Below are 15,824 nucleotides of genomic sequence, written 5' to 3'. Positions count from 1 at the left end.
CCTCTGAACAACCGCGATCGACCACGCCCCGCCACGACCCAGCACGGCAACGGCCCGGCACCCCCCGAGCGGGTGCCGGGCCGCCCTGCCGTCGGCGGGCGCCGGGTCAGCGCACGAACACTCCCGCGTTCCCCGCCAGCTCCAGGAAGTACTGCGGTGCCACGCCCAGCACCACCGTGACCACCACGCCCATCCCGATCGCCATCATCGTCAGCGGTGACGGCACCGCGACGGTCGGGCCCTCGGGCCTCGGCTCGCTGAAGAACATCAGGACGATCACCCGGATGTAGAAGAACGCCGCGATCGCCGACGCGATCACACCGACCACGACCAGCGGTACCGCGCCGCCCTCCGCCGCCGCCTTGAACACGGCGAACTTCCCGGCGAAGCCGGACGTCAGCGGAATACCCGCGAAGGCGAGCAGGAACACCGCGAACACGGCCGCCACCAGGGGCGAACGGCGGCCGAGCCCCGCCCACTTGGACAGGTGCGTCGCCTCACCGCCGGCATCCCGCACCAGCGTCACCACCGCGAACGCGCCGATCGTCACGAACGAGTACGCCGCCAGGTAGAAGAGGACGGACGAGATGCCCTCCGGCGTGGTGGCGATGACACCCGCGAGGATGAAGCCCGCGTGCGAGATCGCCGAGTACGCCAGCAGCCGCTTGATGTCGGTCTGGGTGATCGCGACGATCGCGCCGCCCAGCATGGTGACGATCGCGACGGCCCACATGACCGGTCGCCAGTCCCAGCGCAGGCCGGGGAGCAGGACGTACAGCACTCGCAGCAGCGCGCCGAACGCGGCCACCTTGGTCGCCGCCGCCATCAGGCCCGTCACCGGCGTCGGCGCGCCCTGGTACACGTCCGGCGTCCACATGTGGAAGGGGACGGCACCGACCTTGAACAGCAGGCCCATGATCAGCAGACCCGCGCCCATCAGGAGCAGCACGTCGTTGCCCATGGTGTTGACGAGCGCCGGGTCGACCTCCTGGATCGTGCCGTCGACGACCTGCGCGATCGTCGCGTACGACATCGAGCCCGCGTAGCCGTACAGCAGCGCGATCCCGAAGAGGAGGAACGCGGAGGCGAACGAGCCGAGCAGGAAGTACTTGACCGCGGCTTCCTGCGAGATGAGCCGCTTGCGGCGGGCCAGCGCGCAGAGCAGGTACAGCGGGAGGGAGAGGACCTCCAGCGCCACGAAGAGCGTCAGCAGGTCGTTGGCCGCGGGGAAGACGAGCATGCCCGCGACCGCGAAGAGCAGCAGCGGGAACACCTCGGTGGTGGTGAACCCCGCCTTGACGGCCTTCTTCTCTCCGTCGCTGCCCGGCACGGAAGAGGCCTGCGCGGCGAAGGAGTCGACCCGGTTGCCCTCCGCCTCCGGGTCGAGCCGGCGCTCGGCGAAGGTGAACAGGCCGACCAGGGCCGTCAGGAGGATCGTGCCCTGCAGGAACAGGGCGGGGCCGTCGACGGCGATCGCGCCCATGGCCGCGATGCCCGCCTTGGTCGTGCCGTATCCGTCGGCCGCGAGCGCCACGACCGCGGCGAACGCGGCGACGAGCGCGACCGAGGCGACGAACACCTGTGCGTAGTAACGGGATTTGCGCGGTACGAAGCCCTCGATCAGGATCCCCACGACCGCCGCACCGACGACGATCAGGATGGGCGCGAGCTGCGCGTACTCGATCTTCGGCGCGTCGATCTTCGCGATCGGGTCGGCCGCACTTGTCCACAGGCTGTGGACGGCTGATGCGCTCACTTGGCCGCCTCCACCTCGGGCTGGGGGTTCTTCTGCTGGACGTCTGACATGGTCTGCTTCACCGCCGGGTTCACGATGTCCGTGACGGGCTTCGGGTACACACCCAGGAAGACCAGCAGCACGATCAGCGGCGCGGCCACGGCGATCTCACGCACCCGCAGGTCGGGCATCCTGGCGAGCTCGGGCCGCAGGGGGCCCGTCATCGTCCGCTGGTAGAGGACGAGGGTGTAGAGCGCGGCGAGCACGATGCCGAAGGTGGCGATGACGCCGATCACCGGATAGCGGGTGAACGTGCCGACCAGGACCAGGAACTCGCTGACGAACGGAGCGAGTCCGGGCAGCGACAGCGTCGCCAGGCCACCGATGAGGAACGTGCCGGCGAGTACCGGCGCGACCTTCTGCACCCCGCCGTAGTCGGCGATGAGCCGGGAGCCGCGCCGCGAGATGAGGAATCCGGCCACCAGCAGCAGGACGGCGGTCGAGATCCCGTGGTTGACCATGTAGAGCGTCGCCCCGGACTGGCCCTGGCTGGTCATCGCGAAGATGCCCATGATGATGAAGCCGAAGTGCGAGATCGACGCGTACGCGATCAGCCGCTTGATGTCGCGCTGGCCGACCGCGAGCAGGGCCCCGTAGATGATGCTGATGACCGCCAGCACCATGATCGCGGGGGTCGCCCACTTGCTCGCCTCGGGGAAGAGCTGGAGGCAGAAGCGGAGCATCGCGAACGTGCCCACCTTGTCCACGACGGCCGTGATGAGCACGGCGACCGGGGCGGTGGACTCCTGCATGGCGTTGGGCAGCCAGGTGTGCAGCGGCCACATCGGCGCCTTCACCGCGAAGGCGAGGAAGAAGCCGAGGAACAGCCAGCGTTCGGTGCTCGTCGACATGTCGAGCGAGCCGTTGGCCCGCGCCTCGGCGATCTCGGTGAGCGAGAAGTTCCCGGCGACCACGTAGAGCCCGATCACCGCGGCCAGCATGACCAGACCGCCGGCCAGGTTGTAGAGCAGGAACTTGACCGCCGCGTACGACCGTTGTGCCGCCGCCGCCTTCTCGCCGTCCTGGTGGGCCCGGTCCCCGAAGCCGCCGATGAGGAAGTACAGCGGGATCAGCATGGCTTCGAAGAAGATGTAGAAGAGGAAGACGTCGGTGGCCTCGAAGGAGATGATCACCATCGCCTCGACGGCCAGGATCAGGGCGAAGAAGCCCTGCGTGGGCCGCCACCGTTTACTGCCGGTTTCGAGGGGATCGGCGTCGTGCCAGCCCGCCAGGATGATGAACGGGATCAGCAGGGCGGTCAGCGCGATCAGCGCGACCCCGATGCCGTCCACCCCCAGCTCGTAGCGGACTCCGAAGTCCGCGATCCAGGAGTGGGATTCGGTGAGCTGGTAGCGGTCGCCGCCCGGGTCGAAGCGCACCACGACGACGACCGCCAGCGCCAGGGTGGCGATCGAGACCAGCAGGGCCAGCCACTTGGCGGCGGTGCGTTTCGTGGCCGGTACGGCGGCCGTGGCGATCGCCCCGAGGGCCGGGAGCACCGCCGTCGCTGTCAGCAGAGGAAAGGACATCGGATCAGACCGCCCTCATCAGCAGGGTCGCGGCGACCAGGACGGCCGCGCCGCCGAACATCGAGACCGCGTAGGACCGCGCGAAGCCGTTCTGCAGCTTGCGCATCCGCCCGGACAGGCCCCCGAACGAGGCCGCCGTTCCGTTGACGACCCCGTCGACCAGGGTGTGGTCGACGTACACCAGCGAGCGCGTGAGGTGCTCGCCGCCGCGCACCAGGACCACGTGGTTGAAGTCGTCCTGGAGCAGGTCGCGCCGGGCGGCCCGGGTGAGCAGCGATCCGCGCGGGGCGACGGCCGGGACCGGACGGCGCCCGTACTGGCCCCAGGCGATCGCCACGCCGATGACCATGACGGCCACCGTGGACAGCGTGACCGTCAGCGCGCTGATCGGCGCCTGGCCGTGGTCGTGCCCGGTGATGGGCTCCAGCCAGTGCACGAACCGGTCGCCGATGCCGAAGAACGCGCCGGCGAACACGGAGCCGAAGGCGAGCACGATCATCGGGATCGTCATGCTCCTCGGCGACTCGTGCGGGTGCGGCGGGGTGTACCCGCCGCTCGTCGCGGCGGCCGGCTCCACGCCGGGTGCCGAGGACGGGGACGGCTCCGGGGCCTTGCGCCAGCGCTCCTCGCCGAAGAACGTCATCAGCATCACGCGCGTCATGTAGTACGCGGTGATCGCGGCGCCCAGCAGGGCCACGCCACCGAGGATCCAGCCCTCGGTGCCGCCCTTGGCGAACGCCGACTCGATGATCATGTCCTTGGAGAAGAAGCCGGACAGACCCGGGAACCCGATGATGGCGAGGTAGCCGAGCCCGAAGGTGACGAAGGTGACCGGCATGTACGTGCGCAGTCCGCCGTAGCGGCGCATGTCGACCTCGTCGTTCATGCCGTGCATGACCGAACCGGCGCCGAGGAACAGCCCGGCCTTGAAGAAGCCGTGCGTCACCAGGTGCATGATCGCGAAGACGTAGCCGATGGGGCCGAGGCCCGCCGCGAGCACCATGTAGCCGATCTGCGACATCGTCGAACCGGCCAGCGCCTTTTTGATGTCGTCCTTCGCGCAACCGACGATCGCACCGAACAGCAGCGTGACCGCGCCGACGATGGTGACGACCAGTTGCGCGTCCGGGGCGCCGTTGAAGATGGCGCCGGAGCGGACGATCAGATAGACGCCCGCCGTCACCATGGTCGCGGCGTGGATCAGGGCCGAGACCGGGGTCGGGCCCTCCATCGCGTCCCCGAGCCAGGACTGCAGCGGCACCTGGGCGGACTTGCCGCAGGCGGCGAGCAGCAGCATGAGGGCGATCACGGTGAGCTTTCCCTCACCGGCGGCGCCCGCGAGCCCGGCCTCGTCGTGGCTGCCGAGCACCGGCCCGAAGGCGAAGGTGCCGAACCACAGGAACATCAGCATGATCGCGATCGACAGGCCCATGTCGCCGACGCGGTTGACCAGGAAGGCCTTCTTCGCCGCGGTGGCGGCGCTGGGCTTGTGCTGCCAGAAACCGATCAGCAGGTAGGAGGCGAGACCGACGCCCTCCCAGCCGAGGTACAGCAGCAGGTAGTTGTCGGCGAGGACGAGGATCAGCATCGCCGCGAGGAACAGGTTCAGGAAGCCGAAGAAGCGGCGGCGCCGCTCGTCGTGCTCCATGTACCCGATCGAGTACAGGTGGATGAGCGAGCCGACGCCGGTGATCAGCAGGACGAACGTCATCGACAGCTGGTCGAGCCGGAAGGCGACGTCGGCCTGGAATCCCTCCACCGGGATCCAGCTGAACAGATGCTGCGTCAGGGTGCGGTCGTCGGCGGCGCTGCCCAGCATGCCGGCGAAGAGGACGACGCCGATCAGGAAGGACGTTGCGGCGAGCACCGTGCCGATCCAGTGACCGACGGCGTCCAGCCGGCGGCCGCCGCACAGCAGGACCGCCGCTCCGAGCAGGGGCGCCGCCACCAGCAGCGCAATCAGATTCTCCACGATTCAGCGACCCCTCACAGCTTCATCAGGCTGGCGTCGTCGACCGAGGCCGAGTGGCGGGAACGGAACAGGGACACGATGATCGCCAGTCCGACCACGACCTCCGCGGCGGCGACGACCATCGTGAAGAAGGCGATGATCTGGCCGTCGAGGTTGCCGTGCATACGGGAGAAGGCGACGAACGCGAGGTTGCAGGCGTTGAGCATCAGCTCGATGCACATGAAGACGACGATCGCGTTGCGCCGGATGAGGACACCGGTGGCGCCGATCGTGAACAACAGGGCAGCGAGATACAGGTAGTTGACCGGGTTCACTTCGATTCCTCCTCGGCCCGCTTCGACGTCGTCGGCTCGATCTCCGTGCGCTCGAGCCGCTCCTCGGAGCGCCGCTCCAGCGCCCGCAGGTCACTGAGCGCCTCCTGGGACACGTCCCGGATCTGGCCGCGGTCGCGCAGTGTCCTGCTGACGGTGAGGTCGGACGTCGTACCGTCGGGCAGCAGGCCCGGGATGTCCACCGCGTTGTGCCGGGCGTACACGCCCGGGGCCGGCAGCGGCGGGAGCTGCTTGCCCTCGCGGACGCGCTGTTCGGCCAGCTCCCGCTGGGTCAGGACGCGTTCGGTGCGTTCGCGGTGGGTGAGCACCATGGCGCCGACGACGGCCGTGATGAGCAGGGCGCCGGTGATCTCGAAGGCGAAGACGTACTTGGTGAAGAGGAGGGCGGCGAGGCCCTCCACGTTGCCGTTCGCGTTCGCCTGGCCGAGGCCGTTGAACTCGGTGAGCGCGGCGTTGCCGATGCCGCCGACGAGCAGGCTGCCGAAGCCGAGCCCGCACAGGAGGGCGAGCCAGCGCTGCCCCTTGATGGTCTCCTTCAGGGAGTCCGCCGCGGTGACACCCACCAGCATCACCACGAACAGGAACAGCATCATGATCGCGCCGGTGTAGACGATGATCTGGACGACGCCCAGGAAGTAGGCGCCGTTGGCGAGGTAGAACACCGCCAGAACGATCATGGTCCCGGCCAGGAAGAGCGCGCTGTGCACGGCCCGCCGCATCAGGATCGTGCCCAGGGCGCCGATCACGGCGACGGTGCCGAGGATCCAGAACTGGACGGCCTCTCCGGTGGAGGTGGAGTAGGCGGCGAGGTACTCGGTCATCGGCGGATCACCTTCTCCGACGCCGGTTCGTCCTCGCCGAAGGTGGAGTCCGCCTCCTGCACGACCTCGCCCTTGGAATGGGCGGTCTGCCGCTCCGTGCCGGGGGCGGCCTCGGTCACCAGGCCCCGGTAGTAGTCCTGCTCGTCGGTGCCCGGGTACATGGCGTGCGGGCTGTCGACCATGCCCTCCTCGAGACCGGCGAGCAGCTGCTCCTTGGTGTAGATGAGGTTGGCGCGGCTGGAGTCGGCCAGCTCGAACTCGTTGGTCATCGTCAGCGCGCGCGTGGGGCACGCCTCGATGCACAGGCCGCACAGGATGCAGCGGGCGTAGTTGATCTGGTAGACGCGGCCGTACCGCTCGCCGGGCGAGTAGCGCTCCTCCTCGGTGTTGTCCGCGCCCTCGACGTAGATCGCGTCGGCGGGACAGGCCCAGGCGCACAGCTCGCAGCCGACGCACTTCTCCAGGCCGTCCGGATGGCGGTTGAGCTGGTGCCGTCCGTGGAAGCGCGGGGCCGTGGTCTTCTGCTGCTCCGGGTACTGCTCGGTCAGCCGCTTCTTGAACATCGCCTTGAAGGTCACACCGAAGCCGGCCACGGGGTTCTGGAAACCGGGCTTGGTCTCCTTGGGTTCCTCAGCCATCGGACGCCTCCTTTCCATCCTGAGATCCGTCACTGTGAGTATCGGGCCCACCACTGACAATGAGCTCCCGCTCCTGGCGCGAGCGGCGTCGCGGCACCGGCGGAAGTTCCTGTCCGGGCAGCGGCGGTACGGGGAATCCGCCTGCCATCGGGTCGAAGGCGGCCGGTTCACCGCCCGGTCCCCCGGCGCCCTCGGCCTCCTTGCCCTCCTTGCCCTTCGCCCGGAACATGTCGGCGACGAAGGACAGCAGCAGCAGGACGAGGACCCCGGCGGCGATGTAGAGGGCGATGTCCGCGAAGCCGTAGTTCTCGTTCTTCAGGGCCCGCACCGTGGCGACGGCCATCAGCCATACCAGGGAGACCGGGATGAGGACCTTCCAGCCGAGCTTCATCAGCTGGTCGTACCGCACGCGCGGGAGCGTGCCGCGCAGCCAGACGAACATGAACAGCAGCAACTGGACCTTGACGATGAACCAGAGCATCGGCCACCAGCCGTGGTTCGCGCCCTCCCAGAAGGTGCTGACCGGCCATGGAGCGCGCCAGCCGCCCAGGAAGAGGGTGACGGCGACGGCGGAGACGGTCACCATGTTGATGTACTCGGCGAGCATGAACATCGCGAACTTGATCGACGAGTACTCGGTGTTGAAGCCGCCGACCAGGTCGCCCTCGGACTCGGGCATGTCGAAGGGGGCGCGGTTGGTCTCGCCGACCATCGTCACGATGTAGATGATGAAGGAGACCGGCAGCAGCAGGATGTACCAGCGGTCGGCCTGCTGCTCGACGATCGCCGACGTCGACATCGACCCCGAGTAGAGGAACACGGAGGCGAAGGCGGCGCCCATGGCGATCTCGTAGGAGATCATCTGCGCGCACGAGCGCAGTCCGCCCAGCAGCGGGTACGTGGATCCGGAGCTCCAGCCGGCGAGGACGATGCCGTAGATGCCGATGGAGGCGACCGCGAGGATGTAGAGCAGCGCGATCGGCAGGTCGGTGAGCTGCATCGTGGTCCGCTGGCCGAAGATCGAGATCTCGTTGCCGGACGGCCCGAAGGGGATCACCGCGATCGCCATGAAGGCCGGGACGGCCGCGACGATCGGCGCGAGGATGTACACCGCCTTGTCGGCGCGTTTGACGACGAGGTCTTCCTTGAGCATCAGTTTCACGCCGTCGGCGAGCGACTGGAGCATGCCCCAGGGGCCGTTCCGGTTGGGGCCGATGCGCAGCTGCATCCAGGCGACGATCTTGCGTTCCATCACGATGGCGATCAGCACCGTCACCATGAGGAAGGCGAAGCAGAACACCGCCTTGACGACGACCAGCCACCAGGGGTCGCGGCCGAACATCGAGAGGTCTTCAGCGGCGAAGTACGGGCTCATGCCTCCACCTCCTTGAGGGCCTCGCCGGCGATTCCCGCCGGGCCGATTCGGACGAGGGAGCCGGGCAGCGCCCCGGTGTCGGAGGCGACACCGCCGCCGGCGGAGTTCAGCGGGAGCCACACCACGCGGTCGGGCATCTCGGTGACGCTCAGGATCAGTTCGGCCGTCCCCACGGGTCCGGTCACGGCGATCGGGTCGCCGTCCTTGACGCCGACCTCGGCGGCCGTGGCGGCCGACACACGCGCGTGCGCGGCGTGCCGGGTGCCGGCGAGCGCCTCGTCGCCCTGCTGCAGGAGCCCCTGGTCCAGCAGCAGGCGATGCCCTGCGAGCACCGCCTCCCCGGCGGCCGGCCGGGGCAGCGCGCCCGCGGTCTCCAGCGGTTCGCCGGCCCGCGGGCCGTCCCAGGCGCCGAGCCGTTCGAGCTCCGCGCGGGTGGTGCGCAGGTCCGGCAGGCCCAGGTGCACGTCCATGGCGTCGGCCAGCATCTGCAGCACGCGCGCGTCGGCCGGTGGGAGGGTGCGGGTCATCTGGTCGGGCTTGAGCGCCGACTCGAAGGGCCGGACCCTGCCTTCCCAGTTGAGGAAGGCGCCGGCCTTCTCGACGACGGCCGCTACCGGCAGCACCACGTCGGCGAGTTCGGTGACCTCGCTGGGCCGCAGCTCCAGCGAGACCACGAACCCGGCCTCGGCGAGTGCCGTGCGCGCGCGTGCGGGGTCGGGCAGGTCGGCGACCTCGACGCCGGCGACCAGCAGCGCCTGCAGCTCGCCGGTCGCCGCGGCCTCGACGATCTCGCGGGTGTCGCGGCCGTAGCGGTGCGGCAGGTCGGCGACGCCCCAGACGGCGGCGACCTCCTCACGCGCGCGCGGGTCGGTGGCCGGGCGCCCGCCCGGCAGCAGCGACGGCAGCGCGCCCGCTTCGACGGCGCCCCGCTCTCCGGCGCGCCGGGGGATCCACACCAGCCGGGCGCCGGTCGCGGTGGCGATCCGCACGGCGGCGGTCGGGCCGCCCTCGACGGCGGCGATCCGCTCGCCGACGACGATCACCGCGCCCTCGGCCCGCAGCGCTTCGGCGGCTCTGGCCCCGTCGCCCTCCAGGCCGACCCCGCTCGCGAGCGCGTCGAGCCATTCGGTCTCGGTGCCGGGAGCCGCCGGCAGCAGCGTGCCGCCGGCCTTCTCCAGTCCGCGCGTGGCGTGCGTGGCCAGCGAGAAGGTCCGCTGCCCGTGCGTACGCCATGCCTTGCGCAGCCGCAGGAAGACGCCGGGCGCCTCCTCCTCGGCCTCGAACCCGACCAGGAGGACGGCGGGCGCCTTCTCCAGCGAGGAGTACGTGACACCGCCGGCGGAGTCCGTACCGGACGCGCCCCCGAGGTCACGTCCGCGGCCCGCGACCCGCGCGGCGAGGAAGTCGGCCTCCTCGGCGCTGTGCACGCGCGCGCGGAAGTCGATGTCGTTGGTGTCCAGGGCCACGCGCGCGAACTTGCTGTACGCGTAGGCGTCCTCGACGGTGAGCCGGCCGCCGGTCAGGACGCCGGTGCGGCCGCGGGAGGCCAGCAGGCCCTGGGCCGCGATCTGCAGCGCGTCGGGCCAGGAGGCGGGCTCCAGCTCACCCTCGGCGTTGCGCACGAGCGGGGTCTGCAGCCGGTCCCGCTGCTGTGCGTACCGGAACCCGAAGCGGCCCTTGTCGCACATCCACTCCTCGTTGACCTCGGGGTCGTGGGCGGCGAGCCGCCGCATGACCTTGCCGCGCCGGTGGTCGGTGCGCGTGGCGCAGCCGCCGGAGCAGTGCTCGCACACCGACGGCGAGGAGACCAGGTCGAAGGGGCGGGAGCGGAACCGGTAGGCCGCCGAGGTGAGCGCGCCGACCGGGCAGATCTGGATGGTGTTGCCGGAGAAGTACGACTCGAAGGGGTCGCCCTCGCCGGTGCCGATCTGCTGGAGCGCGCCCCGCTCGACCATCTCGATCATCGGGTCGCCCGCGATCTGGTTCGAGAACCGGGTGCAGCGGGCGCACAGCACGCACCGCTCGCGGTCCAGCAGCACCTGCGTGGAGATCGGGACGGGCTTCTCGTAGGTCCGCTTCTTGCCGTCGAAGCGGGACTCGGGGTTGCCGTGCGACATCGCCTGGTTCTGCAGCGGGCACTCGCCGCCCTTGTCGCAGACCGGGCAGTCCAGCGGGTGGTTGATGAGCAGCAGCTCCATCACACCGTGCTGGGCCTTCTCGGCCACGGGCGAGGTGAGCTGGGTCCGCACCACCATCCCGTCGGTGCAGGTGATGGTGCAGGAGGCCATGGGCTTGCGCTGGCCCTCGACCTCGACGATGCACTGGCGGCAGGCGCCGACCGGGTCGAGGAGGGGGTGGTCACAGAACCGGGGGATCTCGATGCCGAGCTGTTCGGCGGCCCGGATGACCAGGGTGCCCTTGGGCACGCTGATCTCGACGCCGTCGATCGTCAGCGTGACGAGGTCCTTTGGCGGGACCGCCGCCCGACCCCCGCCGGAGGCGGCGTTGGTGGTCACGGTCATGCGTGCACCTCCGTGCGGTCGGCCCAGGCCGTCGACCTCGCGGGGTCGAAGGGGCAGCCCCGGCCCGTGATGTGCTGCTCGTACTCCTCACGGAAGTACTTGAGCGAGGAGAAGATCGGCGAGGCGGCGCCGTCGCCGAGGGCGCAGAACGCCTTGCCGTTGATGTTGTCGGCGATGTCGTTCAGCTTGTCGAGGTCGGACATCCGGCCCTTGCCGGCCTCGATGTCGCGCATCAGCTGCACGAGCCAGTACGTGCCTTCGCGGCAGGGCGTGCACTTGCCGCAGGACTCGTGGGCGTAGAACTCGGTCCAGCGGGTGACGGCCCGTACGACGCACGTCGTCTCGTCGAAGCACTGGAGGGCCTTGGTGCCGAGCATGGAACCGGCGGCGCCCACTCCCTCGTAGTCGAGGGGGACGTCGAGGTGCTCGTCGGTGAACATCGGCGTGGAGGAGCCGCCCGGCGTCCAGAACTTCAGGCGGTGCCCCGGCCGCATGCCGCCGCTCATGTCGAGCAGCTGGCGCAGTGTGATGCCCATCGGCGCCTCGTACTGACCGGGGCGTACGACGTGGCCGCTGAGGGAATAGAGAGTGAAGCCGGGCGACTTCTCGCTGCCCATCGAGCGGAACCAATCCTTGCCCCGGTTCATGATGGTGGGAACCGATGCGATCGACTCGACGTTGTTCACCACAGTCGGGCACGCGTAGAGGCCCGCGACGGCCGGAAAGGGGGGACGGAGCCGCGGTTGACCACGGCGGCCTTCGAGCGAGTCGAGCAGTGCGGTCTCCTCACCGCAGATGTACGCGCCGGCGCCCGCGTGCACGGTGAGTTCGAGGTCGAGTCCGCTGCCCAGCACGTTCTCGCCGAGGAGACCCGCCGCGTAGGCCTCGCGCACGGCCTCGTGCAACCGCCGCAGCACGGGAACGACTTCACCACGCAGATAAATGAAGGCATGAGACGACCTGATGGCGTAACAGGCGATGACAATGCCCTCGATGAGGCTATGCGGGTTCGCGAAGAGGAGCGGAATATCCTTGCACGTTCCGGGCTCCGACTCGTCGGCGTTGACAACTAGATAGTGTGGTTTTCCATCTCCCTGGGGAATGAACTGCCATTTCATTCCCGTCGGGAAGCCCGCGCCTCCACGCCCCCGCAGACCGGACTCCTTGACGTACGCGATGACGTCGTCCGGTGACATGGCGAGCGCCTTGCGGAGCCCCTCGTATCCCTCGTGCCTCTTGTAGACGTCCAGTGTCCAGGACTTGTCCTCGTCCCAGAAGGCCGACAGCACGGGTGCGAGCAGCTTCTCCGGGCCGGTGTCCTTGAGTTCGGGTGCCAAGGTCATCACTCCCCCTCCTCGGCGGTGGGTCCGGCCGGATGCGCCGGATCGGAGGCCGACGTGTCCTGCGGCGCGTCGTGCGAGCTGAGGTGCTCCGCCGGTGACGGGTCGTGCGGCGGGGTGTCCCGGGGTGCCTCACCGCGCGGGTGCACCACGCGCGCGGGGGCGGCCTCCCCCTTGGCCAGCTTCAGGCCGGCCAGGGAGGCGGGTCCCGCGCTTCCCGTGGCGTCGACGGCACCGTCCCGCTCGTCGGGGAAGCCGGCCAGGATCCGGGCGGTCTCCTTGAACGTGCACAGGGGCGCCCCGCGCGTGGGCGACACCGGGCGGCCGGCCCGCAGGTCGTCGACGAGGCGCTTGGCGCTCTGCGGGTCCTGGTTGTCGAAGAACTCCCAGTTGACCATCACGACGGGCGCGAAGTCGCAGGCCGCGTTGCACTCGATGTGCTCGAGGGTGACCTTGCCGTCGTCGGTGGTCTCGCCGTTGCCGACGCCCAGGTGCTCCTGGAGCTCCTCGAAGATGGCATCGCCGCCCATGACGGCACACAGGGTGTTGGTGCACACCCCGACCTGGTAGTCGCCGCTCGGCCGGCGCCGGTACATGGAGTAGAAGGTGGCGACGGCGGTGACCTCGGCCGTGGTCAGACCGAGCACGTCCGCGCAGAACTGCATCCCGGTGCGCGTGACATGGCCCTCCTCCGCCTGCATGAGGTGCAGCAGCGGCAGGAGAGCGGACCGGGAGTCCGGGTAGCGGGCGATGATCTCGCGCGCGTCGGTCTCCAGCCGGGCCCGGACCTCGTCCGGGTAGGCGGGCGCGGGCAGTTGGGGCATGCCCAGGCTGACGCCCCGCTCCGAAGGTGTGGTGGTCACCGGTCGACGCCTCCCATCACGGGGTCGAGGGATGCCACGGCGACGATGACGTCGGCGACCTGGCCGCCCTCGCACATCGCTGCCATGGACTGAAGGTTGGTGAAGGACGGGTCGCGGAAATGGACCCGGAAGGGGCGGGTGCCGCCGTCGGAGACGACATGCGCCCCGAGCTCGCCCTTGGGCGACTCGACCGCCGCGTACGTCTGTCCCGGCGGTACCCGGAAGCCCTCGGTGACCAGCTTGAAGTGGTGGATCAGGGCCTCCATGGAGGTGCCCATGATCTTCTTGATGTGGTCGAGGGAGTTGCCCAGTCCGTCCGGGCCCATGGCGAGCTGGGCGGGCCAGGCGATCTTCTTGTCGGCGACCATGACCGGTCCGGGCTGGAGCCGGTCCAGGCACTGCTCGACGATGCGCAGCGACTGGCGCATCTCCTCCAGCCGGATCAGGAAACGGCCGTAGGAGTCGCAGGTGTCCGCGGTGGGGATCTCGAAGTCGTACGTCTCGTAACCGCAGTACGGCTGCGCCTTGCGCAGGTCGTGCGGCAGGCCGGTGGAGCGCAGGACCGGGCCGGTCGCTCCGAGGGCCATGCAGCCGGCCAGGTCCAGATAGCCGACGTCCTGCATACGGGCCTTGAAGATGGGGTTCCCGGTGGCGAGCGCGTCGTACTCCGGGAGGTTCTTGCGCAGCTTCTTCACCAGCTCGCGGATCTGGTCCACCGCGCCGGGCGGCAGGTCCTGGGCGAGTCCGCCGGGGCGGATGTACGCGTGGTTCATCCGCAGGCCGGTGATGAGCTCGAAGGCGTCGAGAATGAGTTCACGATCACGGAATCCGTAGATCATGATCGTTGTGGCGCCGAGTTCCATGCCTCCGGTGGCGATGCACACCAGATGGGAGGAAAGCCGGTTCAGCTCCATCAGGAGCACGCGGATGACCGAGGCGCGGTCGGGGATCTGCTCCTCGATGCCGAGGAGCTTCTCGACGCCGAGGCAGTACGCCGTCTCGTTGAAGAACGGCGTCAGGTAGTCCATACGCGTCACGAACGTGGTGCCCTGGGTCCAGGTCCGGTACTCGAGGTTCTTCTCGATGCCGGTGTGGAGGTAGCCGATGCCGCAGCGGGCCTCGGAGACCGTCTCGCCGTCGATCTCCAGGATCAGCCGGAGCACGCCGTGCGTGGACGGGTGCTGCGGGCCCATGTTGACGATGATGCGCTCGTCGTCACTGCGCTGCGCCGTCTCGACGACCTCGTCCCAGTCGCCGCCGGTGACGGTGTAGACGGTGCCTTCCGTGGTCTCGCGCGCCGAGGCGGCGGAGGCGTTCGACATGCTCATGAGTACGACCTCCGCTGGTCCGGAGCCGGGATCCGGGCGCCCTTGTACTCGACGGGAATGCCGCCGAGGGGATAGTCCTTGCGCTGCGGATGGCCCTGCCAGTCGTCCGGCATCAGGATCCGCGTCAGGGCCGGGTGACCGTCGAAGACGATGCCGAAGAAGTCGTACGTCTCGCGCTCGTGCCAGTCGTTCGTCGGGTAGACGGAGACCAGCGACGGGATGTGCGGGTCGCTGTCGGGAGCGCTGACTTCCAGGCGGATCAGCCGGTTGTGGGTGATCGACCGCAGGTGGTACACGGCGTGCAGCTCGCGGCCCTTCTCGTTCGGGTAGTGCACGCCGCTGACGCCGGTGCACAGTTCGAAGCGGAGCGCGGGATCGTCGCGCAGGGTCGTCGCGACCCGGACCAGGTGCTCGCGCTCGATGTGGAAGGTGAGTTCGCCGCGGTCGACGACCGTCTTCCCGATGGCGTTCTCGGGGAGCAGGTCCTGCTCCTCCAGCGCGCCCTCCAGTTCGTCGGCGACCTCGTCGAACCAGCCGCCGTAGGGGCGGTTCGACGCTCCCGGGAACCGGATCGAGCGGACCAGGCCGCCGTAACCGGAGGTGTCGCCGCCGTTGTTGGCGCCGAACATGCCGCGCTGGACGCGGATCTCCTCACCCCCCTCGCCCCGCTGGCCGGGGAGGTTCTCGGCGGAGAGGTCCTTCTCGGGGTTCACGCCGTCGCCCGCGGTGTCGTTCGCGTCGCTCATCGCAGCAGCCCCTTCATCTCGATGGTGGGCAGGGCCTTGAGCGCCGCCTCTTCCGCCTCGCGGGCCGCCTCCTCGGCGTTCACACCGAGCTTGGAGCTCTGGATCTTCTGATGGAGCTTGAGGATGGCGTCCAGCAGCATCTCGGGCCGGGGCGGGCAGCCCGGCAGGTAGATGTCGACCGGAACGATGTGGTCGACGCCCTGGACGATCGCGTAGTTGTTGAACATGCCGCCCGACGAGGCGCAGACCCCCATGGAGATCACCCACTTGGGGTTCGGCATCTGGTCGTAGACCTGCCGCAGCACCGGCGCCATCTTCTGGCTGACCCGGCCGGCCACGATCATCAGGTCCGCCTGCCGCGGCGAGCCGCGGAAGACCTCCATGCCGAAGCGCGCCAGGTCGTAGCGGCCGGCGCCGGTGGTCATCATCTCGATGGCACAGCAGGCGAGTCCGAACGTGGCGGGGAACATGGACGACTTGCGCACCCAGCCCGCGGCCTGCTCGACGGTGGTCAGCAGGAATCCGCTCGGCAGCTTTTCTTCGAGTCCCATGGTCAGAAGCCC

Annotated in this window: 13 protein-coding genes; all 13 read right to left on the bottom strand. The window is 69.4% G+C overall.

Going from position 1 to position 15,824, the window contains the following annotated elements; translation table 11 throughout:
• Positions 1-106 precede the first annotated feature (106 nt).
• The 13 genes from nuoN to ACFPZI_RS05140 are packed head-to-tail and all read right to left on the bottom strand — an operon-like array spanning position 107 to position 15,812.
• Complete coding sequence (gene nuoN, locus ACFPZI_RS05200) at positions 107-1,756, bottom strand: NADH-quinone oxidoreductase subunit NuoN (RefSeq protein ID WP_381358788.1); 1,650 nt, start codon at positions 1,754-1,756, stop codon at positions 107-109.
• Positions 1,753-3,324: an NADH-quinone oxidoreductase subunit M gene (locus ACFPZI_RS05195; RefSeq protein WP_381358786.1), complete on the bottom strand. Its 1,572-nt coding sequence runs from the start codon at positions 3,322-3,324 to the stop codon at positions 1,753-1,755. Before ACFPZI_RS05195 ends, nuoN begins: the two co-directional genes overlap by 4 nt.
• Before the next feature lie 4 nt (positions 3,325-3,328).
• Positions 3,329-5,296: an NADH-quinone oxidoreductase subunit L gene (nuoL, locus tag ACFPZI_RS05190; RefSeq protein ID WP_381358783.1), complete on the bottom strand. Its 1,968-nt coding sequence runs from the start codon at positions 5,294-5,296 to the stop codon at positions 3,329-3,331.
• A 14-nt stretch (positions 5,297-5,310) separates the two neighbouring features.
• Positions 5,311-5,610: an NADH-quinone oxidoreductase subunit NuoK gene (nuoK, locus tag ACFPZI_RS05185; protein ID WP_003974374.1), complete on the bottom strand. Its 300-nt coding sequence runs from the start codon at positions 5,608-5,610 to the stop codon at positions 5,311-5,313.
• Complete coding sequence (locus ACFPZI_RS05180; protein WP_381358779.1) at positions 5,607-6,449, bottom strand: NADH-quinone oxidoreductase subunit J; 843 nt, start codon at positions 6,447-6,449, stop codon at positions 5,607-5,609. The genes nuoK and ACFPZI_RS05180 overlap by 4 nt, the downstream gene beginning before the upstream one ends.
• Positions 6,446-7,087 carry an NADH-quinone oxidoreductase subunit NuoI gene (nuoI, locus tag ACFPZI_RS05175; protein WP_381358776.1) on the bottom strand — a complete coding sequence of 214 codons (642 nt, stop codon included), beginning with the start codon at positions 7,085-7,087 and terminating at the stop codon, positions 6,446-6,448. Before nuoI ends, ACFPZI_RS05180 begins: the two co-directional genes overlap by 4 nt.
• Positions 7,080-8,462 carry an NADH-quinone oxidoreductase subunit NuoH gene (gene nuoH, locus ACFPZI_RS05170; protein ID WP_381358774.1) on the bottom strand — a complete coding sequence of 461 codons (1,383 nt, stop codon included), beginning with the start codon at positions 8,460-8,462 and terminating at the stop codon, positions 7,080-7,082. The genes nuoI and nuoH overlap by 8 nt, the downstream gene beginning before the upstream one ends.
• Complete coding sequence (locus ACFPZI_RS05165; RefSeq protein ID WP_381358771.1) at positions 8,459-10,984, bottom strand: NADH-quinone oxidoreductase subunit G; 2,526 nt, start codon at positions 10,982-10,984, stop codon at positions 8,459-8,461. The genes nuoH and ACFPZI_RS05165 overlap by 4 nt, the downstream gene beginning before the upstream one ends.
• Positions 10,981-12,327, bottom strand: coding sequence for an NADH-quinone oxidoreductase subunit NuoF (nuoF, locus tag ACFPZI_RS05160; RefSeq protein WP_381358768.1), 1,347 nt, complete (start codon positions 12,325-12,327; stop codon positions 10,981-10,983). Before nuoF ends, ACFPZI_RS05165 begins: the two co-directional genes overlap by 4 nt.
• Positions 12,327-13,187 carry an NADH-quinone oxidoreductase subunit NuoE gene (gene nuoE / locus ACFPZI_RS05155; protein WP_381358765.1) on the bottom strand — a complete coding sequence of 287 codons (861 nt, stop codon included), beginning with the start codon at positions 13,185-13,187 and terminating at the stop codon, positions 12,327-12,329. Before nuoE ends, nuoF begins: the two co-directional genes overlap by 1 nt.
• Positions 13,184-14,515, bottom strand: coding sequence for an NADH-quinone oxidoreductase subunit D (locus tag ACFPZI_RS05150; RefSeq protein WP_381358762.1), 1,332 nt, complete (start codon positions 14,513-14,515; stop codon positions 13,184-13,186). The genes nuoE and ACFPZI_RS05150 overlap by 4 nt, the downstream gene beginning before the upstream one ends.
• Positions 14,512-15,261 carry an NADH-quinone oxidoreductase subunit C gene (locus ACFPZI_RS05145; RefSeq protein WP_381358759.1) on the bottom strand — a complete coding sequence of 250 codons (750 nt, stop codon included), beginning with the start codon at positions 15,259-15,261 and terminating at the stop codon, positions 14,512-14,514. Before ACFPZI_RS05145 ends, ACFPZI_RS05150 begins: the two co-directional genes overlap by 4 nt.
• Positions 15,258-15,812, bottom strand: a complete 555-nt coding sequence (locus ACFPZI_RS05140; RefSeq protein ID WP_381218668.1) for a NuoB/complex I 20 kDa subunit family protein — start codon at positions 15,810-15,812, stop codon at positions 15,258-15,260. Before ACFPZI_RS05140 ends, ACFPZI_RS05145 begins: the two co-directional genes overlap by 4 nt.
• Positions 15,813-15,824 lie beyond the last annotated feature (12 nt).

Origin of the sequence: Streptomyces chlorus, assembly GCF_042655885.1 — a bacterium.
GTDB lineage: Bacteria > Actinomycetota > Actinomycetes > Streptomycetales > Streptomycetaceae > Streptomyces > Streptomyces chlorus.
This window is presented reverse-complemented; position numbering and strand designations above follow the sequence as displayed.

Coding starts and splice junctions, on each gene's coding strand:
- ACFPZI_RS05165 (WP_381358771.1), bottom strand. CDS start 10,984: ATGACCGTGACCACCAACGCCGCCTCCGGCGGGGGTCGGGCGGCGGTC.
- nuoH (WP_381358774.1), bottom strand. CDS start 8,462: ATGAGCCCGTACTTCGCCGCTGAAGACCTCTCGATGTTCGGCCGCGAC.
- nuoI (WP_381358776.1), bottom strand. CDS start 7,087: ATGGCTGAGGAACCCAAGGAGACCAAGCCCGGTTTCCAGAACCCCGTG.
- ACFPZI_RS05195 (WP_381358786.1), bottom strand. CDS start 3,324: ATGTCCTTTCCTCTGCTGACAGCGACGGCGGTGCTCCCGGCCCTCGGG.
- ACFPZI_RS05145 (WP_381358759.1), bottom strand. CDS start 15,261: ATGAGCGACGCGAACGACACCGCGGGCGACGGCGTGAACCCCGAGAAG.
- ACFPZI_RS05180 (WP_381358779.1), bottom strand. CDS start 6,449: ATGACCGAGTACCTCGCCGCCTACTCCACCTCCACCGGAGAGGCCGTC.
- ACFPZI_RS05140 (WP_381218668.1), bottom strand. CDS start 15,812: ATGGGACTCGAAGAAAAGCTGCCGAGCGGATTCCTGCTGACCACCGTC.
- ACFPZI_RS05150 (WP_381358762.1), bottom strand. CDS start 14,515: ATGAGCATGTCGAACGCCTCCGCCGCCTCGGCGCGCGAGACCACGGAA.
- nuoF (WP_381358768.1), bottom strand. CDS start 12,327: ATGACCTTGGCACCCGAACTCAAGGACACCGGCCCGGAGAAGCTGCTC.